At 71.8% G+C, this 19,230-nt stretch carries 20 protein-coding genes and 1 tRNA gene; 17 read left to right on the forward strand and 4 right to left on the reverse strand.

Features of this window, described 5'->3' with window-relative positions; all coding sequences use genetic code 11:
- The 5 genes from NQU55_RS20405 to NQU55_RS20425 all read left to right on the forward strand — a co-directional run.
- A partial coding sequence (locus tag NQU55_RS20405) for a bifunctional ornithine acetyltransferase/N-acetylglutamate synthase (protein WP_256790959.1) occupies nucleotides 1-133 on the forward strand: 133 nt, incomplete at its 5' end.
- Nucleotides 130-1,068, forward strand: coding sequence for an acetylglutamate kinase (gene argB / locus NQU55_RS20410; protein WP_256790933.1), 939 nt, complete (start codon nucleotides 130-132; stop codon nucleotides 1,066-1,068). The genes NQU55_RS20405 and argB, both read left to right, overlap by 4 nt.
- Nucleotides 1,065-2,258, forward strand: coding sequence for an acetylornithine transaminase (locus NQU55_RS20415; RefSeq protein ID WP_168094560.1), 1,194 nt, complete (start codon nucleotides 1,065-1,067; stop codon nucleotides 2,256-2,258). The genes argB and NQU55_RS20415 overlap by 4 nt, the downstream gene beginning before the upstream one ends.
- A 94-nt stretch (nucleotides 2,259-2,352) precedes the next feature.
- Nucleotides 2,353-2,895 (forward strand): arginine repressor, encoded by a 543-nt coding sequence (locus tag NQU55_RS20420; protein ID WP_058045220.1) that lies wholly within the window; start codon nucleotides 2,353-2,355, stop codon nucleotides 2,893-2,895.
- A 255-nt stretch (nucleotides 2,896-3,150) separates the two neighbouring features.
- A complete protein-coding gene (locus NQU55_RS20425; protein WP_168094559.1) occupies nucleotides 3,151-4,368 on the forward strand; it encodes an amidohydrolase family protein in 1,218 nt (405 codons plus the stop codon).
- A gap of 134 nt (nucleotides 4,369-4,502) precedes the next feature.
- On the opposite strand, the gene NQU55_RS20430 is transcribed toward NQU55_RS20425, so the two are convergent.
- Nucleotides 4,503-4,579, reverse strand: a tRNA-Pro gene (locus tag NQU55_RS20430).
- 202 nt (nucleotides 4,580-4,781) lie between these two features.
- Here NQU55_RS20430 and NQU55_RS20435 point away from each other — a divergent pair.
- The 5 genes from NQU55_RS20435 (at nucleotide 4,782) to NQU55_RS20455 (ending at nucleotide 10,815) form a co-directional block, all read left to right on the forward strand.
- On the forward strand, nucleotides 4,782-5,975 hold the full coding sequence (locus NQU55_RS20435; RefSeq protein ID WP_168094558.1) for an argininosuccinate synthase: 1,194 nt from the start codon (nucleotides 4,782-4,784) through the stop codon (nucleotides 5,973-5,975).
- 107 nt (nucleotides 5,976-6,082) lie between these two features.
- Nucleotides 6,083-7,516, forward strand: a complete 1,434-nt coding sequence (gene argH / locus NQU55_RS20440; protein WP_168094557.1) for an argininosuccinate lyase — start codon at nucleotides 6,083-6,085, stop codon at nucleotides 7,514-7,516.
- Nucleotides 7,517-7,624: 108 nt separating this feature from the next.
- Nucleotides 7,625-8,191 (forward strand): TetR/AcrR family transcriptional regulator, encoded by a 567-nt coding sequence (locus NQU55_RS20445; protein WP_168094556.1) that lies wholly within the window; start codon nucleotides 7,625-7,627, stop codon nucleotides 8,189-8,191.
- Complete coding sequence (locus tag NQU55_RS20450) at nucleotides 8,188-9,738, forward strand: MFS transporter (RefSeq protein ID WP_256790934.1); 1,551 nt, start codon at nucleotides 8,188-8,190, stop codon at nucleotides 9,736-9,738. Before NQU55_RS20445 ends, NQU55_RS20450 begins: the two co-directional genes overlap by 4 nt.
- A gap of 246 nt (nucleotides 9,739-9,984) precedes the next feature.
- Nucleotides 9,985-10,815, forward strand: a complete 831-nt coding sequence (locus NQU55_RS20455) for an alpha/beta fold hydrolase (protein ID WP_168095168.1) — start codon at nucleotides 9,985-9,987, stop codon at nucleotides 10,813-10,815.
- 21 nt (nucleotides 10,816-10,836) lie between these two features.
- Here NQU55_RS20455 and NQU55_RS20460 read toward each other — a convergent pair whose 3' ends face one another.
- A complete protein-coding gene (locus tag NQU55_RS20460; protein WP_168095169.1) occupies nucleotides 10,837-11,514 on the reverse strand; it encodes a lysophospholipid acyltransferase family protein in 678 nt (225 codons plus the stop codon).
- A gap of 232 nt (nucleotides 11,515-11,746) precedes the next feature.
- Between NQU55_RS20460 and NQU55_RS20465 the strand changes: the two genes are divergently transcribed.
- The 3 genes from NQU55_RS20465 (at nucleotide 11,747) to NQU55_RS20475 (ending at nucleotide 14,132) form a co-directional block, all read left to right on the forward strand.
- Nucleotides 11,747-12,928 (forward strand): glycerophosphodiester phosphodiesterase, encoded by a 1,182-nt coding sequence (locus tag NQU55_RS20465; RefSeq protein ID WP_168095170.1) that lies wholly within the window; start codon nucleotides 11,747-11,749, stop codon nucleotides 12,926-12,928.
- Nucleotides 12,929-12,991: 63 nt separating this feature from the next.
- On the forward strand, nucleotides 12,992-13,510 hold the full coding sequence (locus tag NQU55_RS20470; protein ID WP_168095171.1) for a sigma-70 RNA polymerase sigma factor region 4 domain-containing protein: 519 nt from the start codon (nucleotides 12,992-12,994) through the stop codon (nucleotides 13,508-13,510).
- An 82-nt stretch (nucleotides 13,511-13,592) separates the two neighbouring features.
- Nucleotides 13,593-14,132: a GNAT family N-acetyltransferase gene (locus NQU55_RS20475; protein ID WP_168095172.1), complete on the forward strand. Its 540-nt coding sequence runs from the start codon at nucleotides 13,593-13,595 to the stop codon at nucleotides 14,130-14,132.
- On the opposite strand, the gene NQU55_RS20480 is transcribed toward NQU55_RS20475, so the two are convergent.
- Together NQU55_RS20480 and NQU55_RS20485 are read right to left on the reverse strand one after the other, a co-directional pair.
- A complete protein-coding gene (locus NQU55_RS20480) occupies nucleotides 14,129-14,557 on the reverse strand; it encodes a hypothetical protein (protein WP_256790935.1) in 429 nt (142 codons plus the stop codon). The genes NQU55_RS20475 and NQU55_RS20480 overlap by 4 nt on opposite strands.
- Nucleotides 14,558-14,559: 2 nt before the next feature.
- A complete protein-coding gene (locus NQU55_RS20485) occupies nucleotides 14,560-14,919 on the reverse strand; it encodes a hypothetical protein (RefSeq protein WP_168095173.1) in 360 nt (119 codons plus the stop codon).
- 586 nt (nucleotides 14,920-15,505) lie between these two features.
- Between NQU55_RS20485 and NQU55_RS20490 the strand changes: the two genes are divergently transcribed.
- The 4 genes from NQU55_RS20490 (at nucleotide 15,506) to NQU55_RS20505 (ending at nucleotide 19,211) form a co-directional block, all read left to right on the forward strand.
- Nucleotides 15,506-16,606, forward strand: coding sequence for a methionine ABC transporter ATP-binding protein (locus tag NQU55_RS20490; RefSeq protein WP_308402258.1), 1,101 nt, complete (start codon nucleotides 15,506-15,508; stop codon nucleotides 16,604-16,606).
- Nucleotides 16,603-17,382, forward strand: a complete 780-nt coding sequence (locus tag NQU55_RS20495) for a methionine ABC transporter permease (RefSeq protein ID WP_256790937.1) — start codon at nucleotides 16,603-16,605, stop codon at nucleotides 17,380-17,382. Before NQU55_RS20490 ends, NQU55_RS20495 begins: the two co-directional genes overlap by 4 nt.
- Before the next feature lie 140 nt (nucleotides 17,383-17,522).
- The gene (locus NQU55_RS20500; protein ID WP_256790938.1) at nucleotides 17,523-18,395 is read left to right on the forward strand and encodes a MetQ/NlpA family ABC transporter substrate-binding protein; all 873 of its coding nucleotides are present in this window, start codon (nucleotides 17,523-17,525) and stop codon (nucleotides 18,393-18,395) included.
- 174 nt (nucleotides 18,396-18,569) lie between these two features.
- Entirely contained in the window at nucleotides 18,570-19,211 is a 642-nt protein-coding gene (locus NQU55_RS20505) for a GNAT family N-acetyltransferase (protein WP_168097123.1), read from the forward strand.
- Nucleotides 19,212-19,230 lie beyond the last annotated feature (19 nt).

Consider the following 19,230-nt stretch of genomic DNA (forward strand, 5'->3'; position numbering starts at 1 on the left):
CGACCTCGTCGACATGCGCTACCGCGAGGTGCGCATCACCGCCGACCTGGCCGAGGGCGGCGAGTCCGCCGTCATCTGGGCCAACGACCTCACCGCCGACTACGTCCACGAGAACAGCGCGTACTCCTCATGACGACCACGGACAGCGCGGGCACCACCCGCAAACACACCGCCCTGCCCAAGGCGCGCATCCTCGTCGAGGCGCTGCCCTGGCTGACGCGGCATCACGGCAAGACCGTCGTCATCAAGTTCGGCGGCAACGCCATGGTCGACGAGGAGCTGAAGGCCGCCTTCGCCCAGGACGTCGTCTTCCTCCACCACGCCGGGCTGCGCCCCGTGGTGGTGCACGGCGGCGGCCCGCAGATCAGCGCGCAGCTGGACCGGCTGGGCCTGGAGTCGGAGTTCAAGGCCGGCCTGCGGGTGACCACCCCGGAGGCCATGGACGTCGTCCGCATGGTGCTCGCCGGGCAGGTGCAGCGCGAACTCGTCGGCCTGCTCAACGAGCACGGCCCGCTGGCCGTGGGCCTCACGGGCGAGGACGCCCACACCATGACCGCCACCAAGCACTACGCCGACATCGACGGCGAACGCGTCGACATCGGCCGCGTCGGCGAGATCACCGCCATCGACACCGGCGCCGTCCAGGCCCTGCTCGACGACGGGCGCATCCCCGTCCTCTCCTCCATCGCCCGCAGCGCCGACGACGGCCACGTCTACAACGTCAACGCCGACACCGCGGCGGCCGCGCTCGCCGCGGCCCTCGGCGCGGAGACGCTGATGGTCCTCACCGACGTCGAGGGCCTCTACGAGGACTGGCCGCACAGCGACGAGGTCATCAGCCGGCTCACGGCGAGCGAGCTGGAGGCGCTGCTGCCCGACCTGGCCAGCGGGATGGTCCCCAAGATGGAGGGGTGCCTGCACGCCGTGCGCAACGGCGTCACCACGGCCCGCGTCATAGACGGCCGGGTCCAGCACTCGATCCTGCTGGAGATCTTCACGGACGAGGGCATCGGCACGATGGTCGTGCCCGACGAAGCGGCGGGCACGCCGGAGGGGAAGCAGCAGTGACCAACGCCGGACTCACCCAGCGCTGGCAGGGCGCGCTGATGGACAACTACGGCACCCCGCGCATCCCCCTCGTCCGCGGGGAGGGGAGCACCGTCTGGGACGCCGACGGCAAGCCGTACCTCGACCTCGTCGGCGGCATCGCCGTCAACGCCCTCGGCCACGCCCACCCGGCGGTCGTCCGGGCGGTGTCGGACCAGATCGCCACCCTCGGCCACGTCTCCAACCTCTTCACCGCCGAGCCGACGGTCGCCCTGGCCGAGCGGCTGCTCGCCCTCGCGGGCCGGCCGGGCCGCGTGTACTTCGCCAACTCGGGGGCGGAGGCGGTCGAGGCCGCGTTCAAGATCGGGCGCCGGACGGGCCGCACGCACATGGTCGCCGCCACCGGCGGCTTCCACGGCCGCACGATGGGAGCCCTGGCGCTCACCGGCCAGCCCGCCAAGCAGGACCCGTTCCTGCCGCTGCCCGCGGGCGTCACCCACGTCCCCTACGGCGACGCCGAGGCGCTGCGGGCCGCCGTGACCACCGACACCGCGCTCGTGGTGCTGGAGCCGCTCCAGGGCGAGGCCGGCGTCGTCGTGCCGCCCCCCGGCTACCTCGCCGCCGCCCGGGAGATCACCCGCGCCACCGGCACCCTCCTCGTCCTGGACGAGATTCAGACAGGTATCGGCCGCACCGGCCACTGGTTCGAGCACCAGGCGCAGGGCGTCGAGCCCGACGTGGTCACGCTCGCCAAGGGCCTCGGCGGCGGCCTGCCGATCGGGGCGACGCTCGCCTTCGGCCCGGCCGCCGATCTGCTGACGCCCGGTCAGCACGGCTCCACCTTCGGCGGGAACCCCGTCGCGTGCGCAGCCGCCCTGGCGGTCCTCGACACGCTGGAGGGCGAAGGAATCCTCCCCCGCGTGACGCTGACGGGGGAGCGGCTGCGTGACGGGATCGCTGCGCTCGGCCACCCGCTGGTCGACCGCGTCCGTGGCGCGGGCCTGCTGCTGGGTATTGTCCTTTCCGAGCCCCTTGCACCGAAGGTGCAGCAGGCAGCACAGGACGCCGGCCTCCTGGTGAACGCGGTCGCACCCGACGTGGTGCGGCTGGCCCCGCCGCTGATCATCACGGAAGATGAGGTGGAAACGTTCCTCCGGGCCCTGCCGGGTGTCCTGGACGCCGCTGCTGCCGCCGTCGGCCCGGGGGCGTGAGCGGCCGGAGCGGCCGACGAGGCGGACGGGGCCGGCGGGGCGACACGGCCCCTGCGGCCCCTCGGGGAACGACGAAGCGGAGACTGACGAGACGATGACCCAGGCGCAGGAGCCGGAGCCGTTCCACGGCGGACAGGCCGTACCGCAGACCCGTACCGCCCGCCACCGCCGGATCGTGGACATCCTCGGCCGGCAGGCGGTCCGGTCGCAGAGCCAGCTCGCCAAGCTGCTCGCCGACGACGGCCTGTCCGTCACCCAGGCGACGCTCTCCCGCGACCTCGACGAACTGGGCGCGGTCAAGATCCGCAACACCGGTGGCGAGCTGATCTACGCGGTCCCGTCGGAGGGCGGCGACCGCACCCCCCGGGCCCCGCTCGGCGAATCCGCGACCGAGGCCCGCATGGGCCGCCTGGCGGGCGAACTGCTGATCTCGGCGGAGGCCTCCGCCAACCTGGTCGTCCTGCGCACGCCGCCGGGCGCCGCGCAGTTCTTCGCCTCCGCGATCGACCAGGCGGGGGTGCACGAGATCATCGGCACCATCGCCGGCGACGACACGGTGATGCTCATCAGCCGCGACCCCAAGGGCGGCCAGGCCCTCGCGGACCACCTGCTCAGACTGGCCCAGAAGGAGCGCTGAGGGCGCGGGCGCGGCCCGGGGGATCCCGGCCGCACCCCGCACCCCGGCCGAACGCGCCGATGGCGTCCCGCACTTGCGGGGCGCCATCGGTCGTGTCCGCCGCACCACCCGCACTCCGCCCCGACCCCCTCCCGGCCGGGAAAACATGCCGGGCGCGGGCTCCCGCGGCGCCGGAGTGGGCAGGATGAGAAGGGCCCGGGACGTCGGCGCCGTGAACACCGGCCCAACAGCAGTCATCGGGCAAGGGGAGGACACATGCTCGCGATCCGCGCGGCGAAGCTCTTCGACGGGATAGGACCGGGGCTCGTCGAACGGCCCGTGGTGCTGGCCGAGGGCGGGCGGGTCGTCGCCGTGCACCCCGGCGGGAGCGTGCCCGCGGGCGCCGAACTGCTGGACCTGGGGGACGTGACGCTGCTCCCGGGCTTCGTGGACACCCACGTCCACCTCGCCTTCGACGCGAGCGACGACGCCGTGGAACGCCTGCGGCGCGCGGACGACGAGGAACTGCTCGACCGGATGCGGGAAGCGGGCCGGGCGGCGCTCGCCGCGGGCGTGACGACCGTAAGGGACCTGGGGGACCGGGGGTATCTCGCGCTGCGGGTGCGCGAGGAGACCGCCGAGGATCCCGTGGCCGGTCCCACCGTGCTCGCCTCCGGTCCGCCGATCACCACCGCGCGCGGCCACTGCTGGTTCCTCGGCGGGCAGGCCGAGGGCGTCGACGCGATCCGGGCGGCCGTGCGCGAGCGCGCCGGGCGGGGCGTCGACGTGGTGAAGGTGATGGTGACCGGCGGCGACCTGACCCCCGGCTCGGACCCGCTCCACGTGCAGTACGGCCACGCCGAGCTGCTCGCCGCCGTGCGCGAGGCCCACCGGCACGGGCTGCCGGTCACCGCGCACGCCCACTCGGCGGCGGGCATCGCCGCCGCCGTGGCCGCCGGGTTCGACATGGTCGAGCACTGCTTCTTCGTCACGGAGATCACCGACGAGAGCGACGAGACCGCCACCGGCGTGGACTACGACCGGCGCATCCTCGACGACATGGTCCGCCTCGGCGTGGTCGCCTCCCTCACCCTGGGGGCCCTGCCCGGCGGCCCGCCGCCCCCGCCGCGGATCGCCCGCCGCCTGCCCGGGCTGGTCGCCGGGATGGCCGCGATGCGGGAGGCCGGTGTGGGCGTGGTCTGCGGCAGCGACTCGGGGATCTTCCCGGTCAAGGCCCACGGCAGCCACCCGTACAGCGTCGTCGCCATGGCGGAGATGGGCTTCGGCCCGCTGGAGGCGCTGCGCGCCGCGACCTCGGCGGCGGCCCGCGCGTGCGGCGTCGCCTGCCGCAAGGGGTGCATCGCGCCGGGCTTCGACGCGGACGTCGTGGCGGTGGCGGGGGACCCCCTCGCCGACATCACGGCCGTCCACGCGGTGACGGCGGTCCTGCGGGAGGGCCGCCGGGTCGCCCCGGGAAAGCTGCGGCAGCCGTAGCCGCCGTAGCCGCCGTAGCCGCCGTGCCGCAGGAGCCGTAGCGGGCAGAGCGGGCAGAGCGGGCAGAGCAGGCAGAGAAACGGAAAAGGCCGCTTCCTCTTACGAGGAAACGGCCTCCGACCTGCGATGTTCGCTGGTCGGGACGGCGGGATTTGAACCCACGACCCCTTGACCCCCAGTCAAGTGCGCTACCAAGCTGCGCCACGTCCCGGTGCTCGTCCCTCCCGGGTTTCTTCCCGGTGGGGCGTGCAGAAAGAAAATATCCTGTTTGGCTGCGTGATCCAAATTCGGGGTCCGGCCCTCCGTCTGCGTCACGAACCGACCACGTACCGCTATCGGTGTCGCCCATTGACGAAACATACGGTGCAGTGCATACTTATGCCCATCAGCGTATGCATCGTAAGGAGAAACCCGTGACCGAGCGCGTCGTACTCGCCTACTCCGGCGGCCTGGACACCTCCGTCGCCATCGGCTGGATCGCCGAGGAGACGGGCGCCGAGGTCATCGCCGTTGCCGTGGACGTCGGCCAGGGCGGCGAGGACCTGGACGTCATCCGCAAGCGCGCGCTCGCCTGCGGTGCGGTGGAGGCGGAGGTCGCCGACGCCAAGGACGAGTTCGCCGAGGAGTACTGCCTCCCGGCGATCAAGGCCAACGCCCTCTACATGGACCGGTACCCGCTGGTCTCCGCCCTCTCCCGGCCCACGATCGTCAAGCACCTCGTCGCCGCCGCGCAGAAGCACGGCGCGACCACCGTCGCCCACGGCTGCACCGGCAAGGGCAACGACCAGGTGCGGTTCGAGGCCGGCATCTCCTCCCTCGCCCCCGGGCTCAAGTGCATCGCCCCCGTCCGGGACTACGCGATGACGCGGGACAAGGCCATCGCCTTCTGCGAGGCCAAGGGCCTGCCGATCGCCACCACCAAGAAGTCCCCGTACTCCATCGACCAGAACGTCTTCGGCCGGGCCGTCGAGACCGGCTTCCTCGAGGACATCTGGAACGCCCCGATCGAGGACGTCTACGACTACACGGACAACCCGGCCACCCCCCGGGAGGCCGACGAGGTGATCATCACCTTCGAGCAGGGCGTCCCGGTCGCGATCGACGGCAAGCCCGTCTCCGTTCTGCAGGCCATCCAGCAGCTCAACGCGCGGGCCGGCGCCCAGGGCGTCGGCCGGCTGGACATGGTCGAGGACCGGCTGGTCGGCATCAAGTCCCGGGAGATCTACGAGGCGCCCGGCGCCATCGCGCTGATCACCGCCCACCAGGAGCTGGAGGCCGTCACGGTCGAGCGCGAGCTCGCCCGGTACAAGCGGCAGGTCGAGCAGCGGTGGACCGAGCTCGTCTACGACGGCCTGTGGTTCTCCCCGCTCAAGCGGGCCCTGGACGGCTTCATCGCCGAGGCCAACGAGCACGTCTCCGGCGACATCCGGATGACGCTGCACGGCGGCCGGGCCGTCGTCACGGGCCGGAAGTCCGAGAAGTCGCTCTACGACTTCAACCTCGCCACGTACGACACGGGCGACACGTTCGACCAGTCCATGTCGAAGGGCTTCATCGAGATCTTCGGCCTGTCCTCGAAGATCGCCGCGAAGCGCGACCTGGCCTGACCGACCAGCGGCCGCCGTGCCCGGTCGTGCCGCAGGGGCACGGGCGGGCACGGCGGCACCCGCCCGCGGCGGCCGGCCGCCCCCCACCACCCACGAGGAGCACGCAAGTGAGCAACGGCACCACCGACGACGTCCGGCTCTGGGGCGGCCGTTTCGCCGACGGCCCGGCCGAAGCGCTGGCCAAGCTGTCCGCCTCGGTCCACTTCGACTGGCGGCTCGCCCCCTACGACATCGCCGGTTCCCGTGCCCACGCCCGCGTGCTCCACACGGCCGGCCTGCTGACGGCCGACGAGCTGGAGCGGATGCTCGACGGCCTCGACCGGCTGGAGCAGGACGTCGCCGCCGGGACCTTCACCGGCACCGTCGCCGACGAGGACGTGCACACCGCGCTGGAGCGGGGCCTGCTGGAGCGGCTCGGCCCGGACCTCGGCGGCAAGCTGCGCGCCGGGCGGTCCCGCAACGACCAGGTCGCCACGCTCTTCCGGATGTACCTGCGCGACCACGCCAGGATCATCGGGGGGCTCCTCACCGACCTGCAGGAGGCGCTCGTGGGCCTCGCCGAGGCCCACGCCGGCGTCGCCATGCCGGGGCGGACGCACCTGCAGCACGCCCAGCCCGTCCTGTTCGCCCACCACGTGCTCGCGCACGTCCAGTCGCTCTCCCGGGACGCCGAGCGGCTGCGGCAGTGGGACGAGCGCACGGCGGTCTCGCCCTACGGGTCGGGGGCCCTCGCCGGGTCCTCCCTCGGGCTCGACCCGGAGGCGGTCGCGGCCGACCTCGGCTTCGAGCGCGGCTCGGCGGGCAACTCCATCGACGGGACGGCCTCGCGCGACTTCGTCGCCGAGTTCGCCTTCATCACGGCGATGATCGGCATCGACCTGTCGCGGATCGCCGAGGAGGTCATCATCTGGAACACGAAGGAGTTCTCCTTCGTCACCCTCCACGACGCCTTCTCCACCGGCTCCTCGATCATGCCGCAGAAGAAGAACCCGGACATCGCCGAGCTCGCGCGGGGCAAGTCCGGGCGGCTCATCGGCAACCTCACCGGCCTGCTCGCCACCCTCAAGGCCCTGCCCCTCGCCTACAACCGGGACCTGCAGGAGGACAAGGAGCCCGTCTTCGACTCCTGCGACCAGCTGGAGGTCCTCCTGCCGGCCTTCACCGGGATGATGGCGACCCTCACGGTCAACCGCGCCCGGATGGAGGAGCTGGCCCCCGCCGGATTCTCCCTGGCCACCGACATCGCCGAGTGGCTCGTCAAGCAGGGCGTGCCGTTCCGCGTGGCGCACGAGGTGGCGGGGGAGTGCGTCAAGGAGTGCGAGGCGCGCGGCATCGAGCTGGACGGCCTGACCGACGAGCAGTTCGCCGCCATCTCGCCGCACCTGACGCCCGAGGTCCGGTCGGTCCTGAGCGTCCCCGGTGCGCTCGCCTCGCGCAGCGGGCGGGGCGGCACCGCGCCGTCCGCGGTCGCGGTCCAGCTCGGCGAGGTCAAGGCGGACCTGGCGGTCCAGCGGGAGTGGGCGGACGCCAAGCGCGGCTGACGCTCGTCCCTTGGGACGGCCGTGCTTCCCCTGAGACGGCCACGCGCTTCCTGAGACGACGGCAACCCGGATGAGACATTTGCGTCTCACCCGGGTTATCGTCGTCTCATGAGTGTTGACCGAGACCATGTGCTGAGGGAGGCCGCCGCCCTGCTCACCCGCAGAGCGACCGCCTCCATGGACGAGATCGCCAAGGCCGCCGGGATCGGTCGCGCCACCCTCCACCGCCACTTCGCCGGGCGCGACGCGCTCGTCCGCGCCCTGGAGGACCTGGGCATCCAGCAGTTCGGGCAGGCCCTGGACGCGGCCCGGATCGAGGAGGGCGACGCGGCCGGCGCCGTGCGCCGCCTGATCGACGAGGCCGAGCCCGTCGCTGGCATGCTCGCCTTCCTCTTCACCGAGAACCAGCTCTACGAGAACGGCACCAACGAGGGCTGGAACCGCCTCGACGCCCGCGTCCAGGAGCTCTTCCGCCGCGGGCAGGAGGAGGGCGCCTTCCGGCTCGACCTCACGCCCGCCTGGCTTACCGAGGCCCTCTACGGATTGATCGGCACCGGAGCCTGGGCCGTCCAGGACCGGCGCGTGGCCGCCAAGGACATGCCCCGGATGGTCGCCGAGCTGCTGCTCGGCGGCGCCGAGCGAAGGACCGGTACCGAGCGGAGGATGAAACGGTGACCGGAACCGCCGGCGGCCCGCAGACCCTCGCGGCCCCCGCCGAGACCCCCCGCCCCGGGCGCTGGCTCGCCCTGGCCGTCCTCGCCCTGGCCGTCCTCCTCGTCGCGGTCGACGCCACCGTCCTCGGCCTGGCCACGCCGTTCCTCAGCGAGGACCTGCAGCCGACGGGCACCCAGCTGCTGTGGATCGGCGACGTCTACTCGTTCGTCATCGCCGGACTCCTGGTCTCCATGGGCAGCCTCGGCGACCGCATCGGCCGCAAGAAGCTCCTGCTGTGCGGCGCCGTGGCCTTCGGCGCGGTGTCGGTGCTGAACGCCTACGCCTCCACGCCCGAGATGATGATCGCCGCCCGGGCCCTGCTGGGCGTCGCGGGCGCGACGCTGATGCCGTCCACGCTGGCGCTCATCCGCAACATCTTCCACGACCCCAAGGAGCGCAGCCTGGCCATCGGCATCTGGGGTGCCATGGCCTCCGCGGGCGCCGCCGTCGGGCCCGTGGTGGGCGGCTTCCTGCTGGGGCACTTCTGGTGGGGCTCGGTCTTCCTGATCAACCTGCCGGTGATGGCCGTGCTGGTGATCGTCGGCGCCAAGCTGCTGCCCGAGTCGCGCGACCCCTCGCCCGGCCCGTGGGACCTGCTCAGCGTGGCGCTGTCGATGACCGGCGTGATCGCCGTCGTCTACGCGATCAAGGAGGGCGCCACACACGGCCTGGGCTGGGGCGTCGCCGCGGCGGCGGCCGTGGGCGTGGCGGCACTGGTGTGGTTCGTCCGCCGGCAGCTCACGCTGCCCTCGCCGCTGCTGAACATGCGGCTGTTCCACCACAGGGGCTTCTCGGGCGCGGTGCTGGCCGACCTGCTGACCGTCCTCGGCCTGTCCGGCATGGTCTTCTTCCTGTCGCAGTTCCTCCAGCTCGTCCAGGGGCGCAGCCCGCTGGAGGCCGGCCTGGCCGAGCTGCCGGCCGCGATCGGCGCGGTCACCGCGGGTCTGCTCGCGGGACGGGCCGCCCGGCGGTTCTCGGTGCGGTCGGTGGTGGCCGGCGGGCTCGCGGCCATCGGCGTCGCCCTCGCGGTGCTCATCTGGCTGGAGTCCGACACCGCCTACCCGGTGCTCGGGGCGTCGCTGCTGGTCGTGGGGGTCGGCGCGGGCTTCTCGTTCACCGTCACGGCCGACGTGATCCTCTCCAGCGTCCCCAAGGAGCAGGCGGGTGCCGCCTCGGCGGTCTCGGAGACGGCCTACGAGCTCGGCGCCGCGCTCGGCATCGCGCTGCTCGGCTCGATCGTCACCGGCGTCTACCGGGACTTCGCCGTCCCCGCGGGCGTGCCGGAGGCGACCGCCGCGCAGGCCCACGAGTCCCTCGGCGGCGCCGTGGAAGCGACCTCCGACCTGCCTGCCGACCAGGCCACGAGCCTGCTCACCTCCGCACAGGACGCCTTCGTCGACGGGCTGCAGATCGCCTCGGGTGTCGGCGCGGTGGTGCTGCTGGCCACGGCCGTTGCCGCGTGGTTCCTGCTGCGCGGGCAGAAGCTGGAGGAGGGGTACGGCGGCTGAACCGCCGCGCGGGTACGGCAAACGGAACCGCATTCACCGGTTTGAGCAGGGCAGGGCTCGGATGAGCCAAGCGTACGACGGGCCGGGGCGGCAAGCCCCGGCCCGTGTGACATATGCCGGAAACAATTCCTCTTGACGCAACCTTTACGCACGGGCAACGATCACGACCACTGGTCGACATTGTCGAACATGGTTCGGTTCTGACGGTGGTCCCCCACCGTCCCGTTGCCAAAGGAAACCCCCCTCATGCGTCTCCGCAGAACGGTCAGACTGCTGCTCGCCGCCGCGGCCACCGCGGCCCTGGGCCTCACGGGCGTGGCCGCGTCCCCGGCCTCCGCCTCGGTCCTCGACACCCCGCCGCGCGGGGCCAACGACTGGTCCTGCAAGCCGGATTCGGCCCACCCCGAGCCCGTCGTGCTCGTCAACGGCACCTTCAAGCTCATGGGTGAGAACTGGTCCGCGCTCTCCCCGAAGCTGAAGGAGGCGGGCTACTGCGTCTTCGCCTTCAACTACGGCAACTTGGAGACGGCCCCGGTCCCGCAGTCGGCCGAGGAGCTGCGCGACTTCGTGGAGACCGTGCGCGCCGCCACGGGCGCGAAGAAGGTCGACCTCGTCGGCCACAGCCAGGGCGGCATGATGCCGCGCTACTACGTGAAGTTCCTGGGCGGCGCGGACAAGGTCGACGACCTCGTCGGCATCGTCCCGTCCAACCACGGCACGAAGAACCCCCTGGCCATCCCGGCCGGGTGGACGTTCTGCCCGTCCTGCGCCGACCAGCGCTGGGGCTCGGACTTCATGCAGAAGCTCAACGAGGGCGAGGAGGCGCCGGCCGGCCCCGACTACACCGTCGTCACCACGCGCTACGACGAGGTCGTCATCCCCTACACCAGCGCCCTGCTCAGCGGCCCGGCCGAGCGCGTCACCAACGTCGTGCTGCAGGACAAGTGCAAGCTCGACCTCTTCATGCACGACCAGGCCACCAAGGACCCGGTCGTCGCCCAGTGGGTCCTCAACGCGCTGGGGCGCAAGGGCCCGGCCGACCCGGCCTTCCAGCCCCGGTGCATCGGCCTGGGCTAGCCGACCTCGGGTGACGTGGCGTCAGGCGGCCTTCGAGGCCCTGGCCTTGGTCGCGTAGACGTCCACGTACTCCTGGCCCGACAGGCTCATGACCTCGCTCATCACCTCGTCGGTGACGGCGCGCAGGATGTAGCGGTCGCGGTCCATGCCCTCGTAGCGGGAGAAGTCCAGGGGCTCGCCGAAGCGGACCGTCACCGGGGCGAGGTGCAGCATGCCCTTGCCGCCCGGCTGGACCTTGTCCATGCCGATCATCGCGAACGGCACCACCGGCGCGCCCGTCATCAGCGCGAGGCGGGCGATGCCGGTGCGGCCGCGGTAGAGACGGCCGTCGGGGGAGCGGGTGCCCTCGGGGTAGATGCCGAAGACCTTGCCCTCGTCGAGGATGCGGCGGCCGGTCATCAGCGCGGCCACGCCGCCGCGGCCGCCGTCGCGGTCCACCGGGATCATGCCGGAGCTGCGGAAGAACCAGGCCATGAGCCGGCCCTTGATCCCCTTGCCCGTGACGTACTCGTCCTTGCCGATGAAGAAGACCTGCCGCTTGACCACCAGCGCGAGGAACAGCGAGTCGACGAACGTCACGTGGCTGCCCGCCAGGATGACCGGCCCGCTGCCGGGGATGTGCTCCGTGCCCTCCACCTTGGGGCGGTACAGGACGCGCATGAGCAATCCGAGGAACGCCTTGAGCAAGATGCGGGACAACGGAGGCCCTCCGGTCGTGATGGTCGGTGCGGCGCATGCCTGCGCAGGGGAGTGACCATACTCGCCGGTATGGGCCTTGCGCACCCCGGGTAGGGGGATGCGATACGGAGTGTTGACAGGAGTTTGCACGCCGTTTGACCTTCGTCTTCACAGACGGAAGTCGTACATGTTTACGATCGGCGCGTCCGACGGGTGCCGGAACGGCGCCGGGACGCGCAAGCAAGGAGCGTTCATGGATCAGGAGCAGCGGCCGGGCAGGCGCACCCTTCTGGGGGCCGCGGCGGCCCTCGGCGCGGGAGCGGTCGTCCTCGGCGGCGGAGCGGGCACGGCCTCGGCCGCGCAGCGCGGGCAGACCGCGGAGCGCGCCCACGGCGGCGGCACCGGCGGTTCGTACAAGGACCTGCCCAAGCCGACCGTCATCGGCCACCGCGGCGGCAGCGGCTACCGCCCCGAGCACACCCTCGGCTCCTACCAGTTCGCCCTCGACAACGGCGCGGACGTCATCGAGCAGGATCTCGTCCCCACCAAGGACGGGCACCTCGTGTGCCGTCACGAGAACGACATCACCGGCACCACCGACGTCGCCTCCCGCCCGGAGTTCGCCTCCCGCAGGACGACGAAGACCGTCGACGGCGAGGCCCACACCGGCTGGTTCACCGAGGACTTCACGCTCGCCGAGCTGAAGACGCTGCGCGCCAAGGAGCGCATCCCCGGCACCCGCCAGCACAACACCCTCTACGACGGCGTCTGGCAGGTGCCCACCTTCGAAGAGGTCCTGAAGTGGGCCGACGAGCAGGGCCGCAAGCGCGGCCGGCGCATCTGGCTGCACATCGAGACCAAGCACCCCACCTACTTCCGCAAGGCCGGCCTCGGCCTGGAGGAGCGGCTCGCCAAGCTGCTGCGCCGCTACAACCGCTCGGGCCGCAACGCCCACACCTTCCTGCAGTCCTTCGAGCCGAGCAGCCTCCAGCGGCTGAACCGGCTGGGCGTCGACTGCCCCAAGGTGCTCCTGCTGGACGACCTCACCACGCAGCCGTGGGACTTCGTCGAGGCCAAGGACCCGCGCACGGTCGCCGACCTGATCACGCCCAAGGGCCTGAAGTGGGTCTCCGGCTTCGCCCAGGGCATCGGCCCGTGGCTGAACCTGATCATCCCGCGGGACAAGAACGACAAGCTGACCAAGCCCACCACGCTGGTCCGCGACGCGCACGCCGCCGGGCTGCTCCTGCACCCGTACACCATGCGCAACGAGAACAGCTTCCTGCCGGCGGACTTCCGGCGGGGCACCGACCCCAACGGCTACGGTGACGCGCTCGCGGCGTTCAAGACGTACTTCGCGACCGGGATCGACGGCATCTTCTCGGACAACTGCGACACCGCGGCGATAGCGCGGGACGCGTTTCTGAAGGGGTAACCCGCAAGGGTGATCGTTTGGCGGCCCGGAACCGCCGGAGCCGGGCCGCACGTCACGCCTCGCATGACGCAGAGCGATCTCCTGATCCGGCTGAGCCCCCTGCTCAAGGCGGAGTGCGCCGCCGAGGCGGCCGCGGTCGCCGGGACCGACGCGGCCGACCTCGAACAGGGCGTCTGGGTGCGGCTGCTCAGTGACAGCCGCACCATCGTCTCGGCGGCCCGGCTGCGGGCGACCGTCCGGGCCGAGGCCCGCGCCGCGCGCCGCCGCGCCCGGCGCGAAGTGCTCTACGACCCCACCCACTCCGAGCCGCCGGGCGGCCACGACGCGGGCGTCGAACAGCAGGTGCTCGCCGCCGAGGAGGGCCGGGCGCTGCGCGCCGCGGTGCGCCGGCTGCCCGGCCGCTGCCCCCGGCTGCTGGCCGCCCTCCTTTCCCGCAAGGACCCGACCTACCGAGAAATCGCAGGCGAGTTGGGAATGTCACAAGGATCTTTGGGGCCGGTACGTTCCCGTTGCCTGGGATGCCTGCGCAGAATGCTGACGGCAGAGGTTGCCGCTCCTGAACCCTGGGGAAAGGAGCGATAGACAACCGGCGCCATGGAGGCGGCGTGCACCCACGGCGGCTCCTGTCAGGGCGGACCGAACCGAAAAGGGGAGGCGTGGGCACATGGGCATGAGCGTGACCATCTCTGCGGCGACCGATCTCGACGCGGAACAGATCCTCAAACTCCAGTACCTCTGCTATCAGGGCGAGGCCGAGCTCTACGGGGACTACTCCATCGCACCGCTCACCCAGACCCTCGCCGAGCTGCGTGCCGAACTGGGCGCCGGCTGCGTCCTGGTGGCCCGGCTCGGCGACGAGGTCGTGGGCTCGGTGCGCGGCACGGCCGGCGCCGGGGGCGCGGCGGTGATCTCCGGGATGATCGTCCATCCCCGGATGCAGCGGCACGGCCTGGGCGGGCGGCTGCTCGCCGCGGTCGAGGCCCGGCTGGCGGAGGAGGGGGCGACCCGCTACCGCCTGGCCACCGGCCACCGCAACGAGGGGAACCTGCGGCTGTACCGCAAGTGGGGGTACGCGCAGGTGGCCAGCGAGCAGGTCACGCGCAAGCTCACGCTGGTGACGATGGAGAAGGAACGCCGGGAGCAGGACGCGGAGGCCGCGCAGGGCGCCGCCGCCGGGGCGGCGCTCGCGACGACGAGCCGCTAGCCGGCCTGTGGCTGTGCCGCGCGGCGCAGCCACACCATCGCGGTGACGGGCAGGATCACCGGGATGAAGAGGTAGCCCATGCCGTAGTCCGACCAGACCGTGGCGTCGGGGAAGGCGGACGGCTCGGCGAGCGTCCACGTCCCGACGACGAGGACGCCGGCCAGCTCGGCGGCGCAGCACACGAGCGCCGCCCGGCGGGCCGTGGGGCCGCCGCGGACCAGGGAGTACGTGATGAAGGCGTACACCACGGCGGCGATCGCCGACAGGACGTAGGCCAGCGGGGCGCGGCCGAAGTCCAGGATCATCTGGACGACCGAGCGGGAGGCCGCGGCGACGGTGAAGACGCCGTAGAGCCACACCAGCAGCCGGCCCGGTCCCTCGCCGAGGTTGAAGCCCGGCCCCGCGGGGGTGGTCGGTTCGGTCACGGTCAGCCTCCCCAGATGTCGTAGAGCCGCACTTCGAGCACGGCCAGGATCACGCCGCCCGCCGCCACGGTGGCCGAACCCCAGCGGGTCCGCTCCGCGAGCGACATGAAGCCCGCGGCGGGAACGGCCGCCGCCGAGCCGATCAGGTAGGCCAGGAAGATGGCGGTGCCCTGCTCGGGCTTGTCCCCTCCCGCCAGCTGCACGACGCCGACCACGAGCTGGGCGACCGCCAGGACGCTCACCACGGCCATGCCGATGAAGTGCCAGTCCTTGGTGGACTGGTCGCGGGAGAAGGCGATGCCGCACCAGGCGGCCAGCGCGAGGGCGGTCAGTCCGACCGCGAGCGTCAGCGCGCCGATCACCGTGGCCACCGGGCTGCGGGCCGCGCGTGCGGAGGGGGCTGGACAAGCATGGGACGACTTTAATGGCCTGCCCGGAATGCGCCGCGCCCGGCCCCGTACCGGGCCCGGTCGGCCCGTGGCCTTGACCACAGGGCGCCCTCGGGCGCCCCGCCCGAGGGGTGCGGGCACGGGGCCCGCGGCCCGTGTCCTCGCAGGTCAAGGGGCGGCCGCCGATGGCTTGAAGATCACTTACGGGGGGCGGGGCGTGTCCACGAACCGGCCAGCTGTGTCCGCTATTCGGACAGCCTTGGCCGACTCGCACATCCGTCTGTTTTACTTTCCCGCATGACCACGACGAGCAGCCGCACCTGTGCGACCGAGGCGATGACGACGCCCGGCGCTGCTCGTTGCATGTGTCGAATGTGTGACCGCTGAGGGCCCCCGTTCCGTGCCTCGCGCCCCGAAGCGAGACCCGTAGAGCCCGCGTCCCGCGTCCCACCCGGACCGGACCGGAAAAGCTCCGCCCCGCGTCACCAGGACTCCCCGAAGCCGCGACCCTCGTTCGCGCCCGCCGGGGCACCTAGGCCGCGCTCCGCAATGAATGCCCGTGCCCGGCGCCCTCACCGCCGCGCACTCGACAGTGACGGAAACCCCTGTGATCACCACTACGGGCCTGACAAAGGTCTACCGCTCACGCGGCCGCGAGGTCACCGCCCTCGACGGCGTCGACCTCCACGTGCGCGAGGGCGAGGTGTACGGCGTCGTCGGTCAGAGCGGCGCCGGCAAGTCGACCCTCATCCGCTGCGTCAACCTCCTGGAGCGCCCCAGCTCCGGCACGGTCACCGTCGCGGGCCAGGACCTCACCGCCCTCGCCGGGCGCGGCAACCGCGCCGGGGCCGAGCTGCGCAAGGCGCGCAGCCGCATCGGCATGGTCTTCCAGCACTTCAACCTGCTGTCCTCGCGGACCGTGCAGTCCAACATCGAGCTTCCGCTGGAGATCCTCGGCGTCTCCGGCAAGGAGCGCGAGCGCAAGGCCCTGGAGCTCCTCGACCTCGTCGGCCTCGCCGACAAGGCCAAGGCCTACCCCGGCCAGCTCTCCGGCGGCCAGAAGCAGCGCGTCGGCATCGCCCGCGCCCTGGCCGGCGACCCCAAGGTGCTGCTCTCCGACGAGTCGACCTCCGCGCTCGACCCGGAGACCACCCGCTCCATCCTGCAGCTGCTGCGCGACCTCAACCAGCAGCTCGGCCTGACCGTCCTCCTCATCACCCACGAGATGGAGGTCGTCAAGACCATCTGCGACTCGGCGGCCCTGATGAAGGGCGGGCGCGTGGTGGAGTCCGGCACCGTCTCCGAGCTCCTCGCCACCCCCGGCTCCGAGCTCGCGGCCGAGCTCTTCCCGGTCGGCGGCGAGCCGTCCGGCCCGGACCGCACCGTCGTGGACGTCACCTTCCACGGCGACGCCGCGACCCAGCCGGTCATCTCCCAGCTCTCCCGTACGTACAACATCGACATCTCGATCCTGGGCGCCGCGATGGACACCGTCTGCGGCAAGCAGGTCGGCCGGATGCGCATCGAGCTGCCCGGCCGCTTCGAGGAGAACGTCGTTCCCATCGGCTTCCTGCGTGAGCAGGGGCTGCAGGTGGATGTCGCCGATGTGCATACCGTCGAGAATGCCGCCGACGCGCTCCTGAAGGATGGTGCCAAGTGACCTGGTCCGAGATGCAGCCCCTGCTGCAGAACGCCTGTCTGGACACCCTCTTCATGGTGTGGTGGTCCACCGTCTACACCATCCTCGGCGGCCTGCCGCTGGGCATCCTGCTGGTCCTCACCGACCGCGGCGGCCTCCTGCAGAACGTCGTCGTCAACAAGGTCGTCGGCGTGGTCGTCAACCTCGGCCGCTCGCTGCCCTTCATCGTCCTCATGGTGTGGCTGATCCCCTTCAGCCGCTTCGTGGTCGGCACCTCCATCGGGCCCAGCGCGGCCGTCGTGGCCCTGGCCATCGGCGCGATCCCGTTCTTCGCCCGGCTGGTGGAGACCGCGCTCCGCGAGGTCGACCACGGCCTCGTCGAAGCCGTCCAGTCCATGGGCGGCGGCACCTGGACCGTGATCTTCAAGGTGCTGCTCCCGCAGGCCCTGCCCTCGGTCATCGCGGGCCTGACCACGACCGTCATCGCCCTCATCGGCTACTCCGCGATGGCCGGCGCGGTCGGCGGCGGCGGCCTCGGAAACCTGGCCATCGTCTACGGCTACCAGCGCTCCGAGACCGGCCTGATGAACATCACCATCGTGCTGCTCATCGTCATCGTCACCATCGTCCAGCTCGCCGGAGACCTCGCCGTACGGGCCCTCGCCCGGCGCGGCGGGCGGCAGGCCGCCCCCGTGGGCCTGCGCCGCCTGTGGGCCCCCGCCCGCGTGGCGCCCAAGCCCGTGGCGACCGTCCCGGCCCAGGCCGAGGCACCGGAGGCCGCCTCCAAGGCCTCCTGACCGCAAGACTTCCTGATCGGAGCTGATCAGGCCTGGCACGAGGGGCATTTCGCCCCTCACCGCAGATCCACGAGCCCGGACCCTTTGCCGGGCGGCAACACCTCGTGAACCCAGGAAATCCAGAAAGAGGGGCACTCTTCGTGCGTACCACCGTCAAGCTCACCGCCGCCGTCGCGGCCGCCGCCGCACTCACCCTCGGCCTGAGCGCGTGCAGCGCTCCGTCCGACACCTCCTCGTCCGGCAGCTCGAAGAAGGGCAAGGACGCCGACCCGGCCGCCAAGCTCGTCGTCGCCGCCAGCCCGACCCCGCACGGCGACATCCTCAACTTCGTCCGCGACAACCTCGCGGAGAAGGCCGGCCTGAAGCTGGAGGTGAAGGAGTTCAACGACTACGTGCTCCCGAACACCGCCACGCAGAACGGCGAGGTCGACGCCAACTTCTTCCAGCACAAGCCGTACCTCGACGACTTCAACAAGAAGCAGAAGACCGACATCGTCCCGGTCGTCAACGTCGAGATCGAGCCGCTCGGCCTGTACTCCGAAAAGGTAAAGAAGGCCGGCGACCTCGGCAGCGGCGCGACCATCGCCGTGCCCAACGACGCCACCAACGAGGGCCGCGCCCTGAAGCTGCTGGCCGACAACGGCGTCATCGTCCTGAAGGACGGCGTCGGCTCCGGGGCCAAGCTCTCGGACATCAAGGACGACAAGGGCATCAAGTTCACCGAGCTCGAGGCCGCCCAGATCCCCTCCCGCCTCGCCGACGTCGACGCCGCCGTCATCAACGGCAACTTCGCCATCGGCCACAAGCTCAACCCGGCCAAGGACGCCATCGCCCTGGAGAAGGCCGACGGCAACCCCTACGCCAACTTCCTCGCCGTGAAGAAGGGCAACGAGTCCGACCCGCGCGTCCAGAAGCTCGCCAAGCTCCTCAACTCCGACGAGGTGAAGAAGTTCATCGAGCAGAAGTTCAGCAACGGTGCCGTCCTCCCCGCCTTCGGCGCGGTGAAGGGCTGACCCCGCCTGTCGCTTCCGTAACCACAGACGCCCCTGTGGCCCCAGGCCCCGCGCACCCATCGGCGTGCGCGGGGCCGACGCGCTTGGCGCACGCACGCATCGATGCTGCATGCTGGTGCACTCAAGCCCGGAGCGCCCCGTCCCGAGCCCACTTCCCCGGCGTTGGAGCAGCACATGACATCCACCTTCCCGGACATCTCCATCAGTACGGACCGGCTGGTGCTGCGCCCGTTCGAAGCCGAGGACGTGCCCGCGCTCGCGGAGATGATGAGCGACGAACTCGTCACCGCCTGGACCTCGGTGCCCCACCCCTACACCACCGCCCACGCCCGTGACTGGGCCCTGCGCGAGGCCCCGGCCGAGCGCACCGACGGGCGCGGAATCGTCTTTGCGGTCACCGAGTTCCTCACCCACCGCCTCGTCGGCTGCGTCCACCTCCACCACACCGACTGGCGGGCCCTGTCCGCCGAGGTCGGCTACGTCGTCGCCCCGTGGGCCCGCGGCGAGGGCTACGCCTGCGAATCCGTGCTCGCCGTCGCCGAGTGGCTCTTCCGCGACCAGAAGTTCGAGCGCCTGGAGCTGCGCACCGCCGCCGACAACACGGCCTCCCAGCAGGTCGCCCAGAAGATCGGCTGCATCAGCGAGGGCGTGCTGCGCAACGCCTGGATAGGACGCGGCCGCACCGAGGACGGCGGCTGGACCGAGCTCCGCACCGACCTCATCATCTGGAGCCTCCTCCCCGAGGACCTCGACGAAATGCGCGAGCGGCCCGCGGGGGACCCCGGCTACGCTGCCGCCTTCCACGACTGGTCCTGACACCCGCCGGTCCCGGAGC

Origin of the sequence: Streptomyces telluris, assembly GCF_024519335.1 — a bacterium.
Lineage (GTDB): Bacteria > Actinomycetota > Actinomycetes > Streptomycetales > Streptomycetaceae > Streptomyces > Streptomyces telluris.

What these genes read in the sequence shown, in the direction of transcription:
- argB (WP_256790933.1), top strand. Translation starts at nt 130, where the DNA reads ATGACGACCACGGACAGCGCGGGCACCACCCGCAAACACACCGCCCTG.
- NQU55_RS20420 (WP_058045220.1), top strand. Translation starts at nt 2,353, where the DNA reads ATGACCCAGGCGCAGGAGCCGGAGCCGTTCCACGGCGGACAGGCCGTA.
- NQU55_RS20425 (WP_168094559.1), top strand. Translation starts at nt 3,151, where the DNA reads ATGCTCGCGATCCGCGCGGCGAAGCTCTTCGACGGGATAGGACCGGGG.
- NQU55_RS20445 (WP_168094556.1), top strand. Translation starts at nt 7,625, where the DNA reads ATGAGTGTTGACCGAGACCATGTGCTGAGGGAGGCCGCCGCCCTGCTC.
- NQU55_RS20455 (WP_168095168.1), top strand. Translation starts at nt 9,985, where the DNA reads ATGCGTCTCCGCAGAACGGTCAGACTGCTGCTCGCCGCCGCGGCCACC.
- NQU55_RS20465 (WP_168095170.1), top strand. Translation starts at nt 11,747, where the DNA reads ATGGATCAGGAGCAGCGGCCGGGCAGGCGCACCCTTCTGGGGGCCGCG.
- NQU55_RS20470 (WP_168095171.1), top strand. Translation starts at nt 12,992, where the DNA reads ATGACGCAGAGCGATCTCCTGATCCGGCTGAGCCCCCTGCTCAAGGCG.
- NQU55_RS20475 (WP_168095172.1), top strand. Translation starts at nt 13,593, where the DNA reads ATGGGCATGAGCGTGACCATCTCTGCGGCGACCGATCTCGACGCGGAA.
- NQU55_RS20505 (WP_168097123.1), top strand. Translation starts at nt 18,570, where the DNA reads ATGACATCCACCTTCCCGGACATCTCCATCAGTACGGACCGGCTGGTG.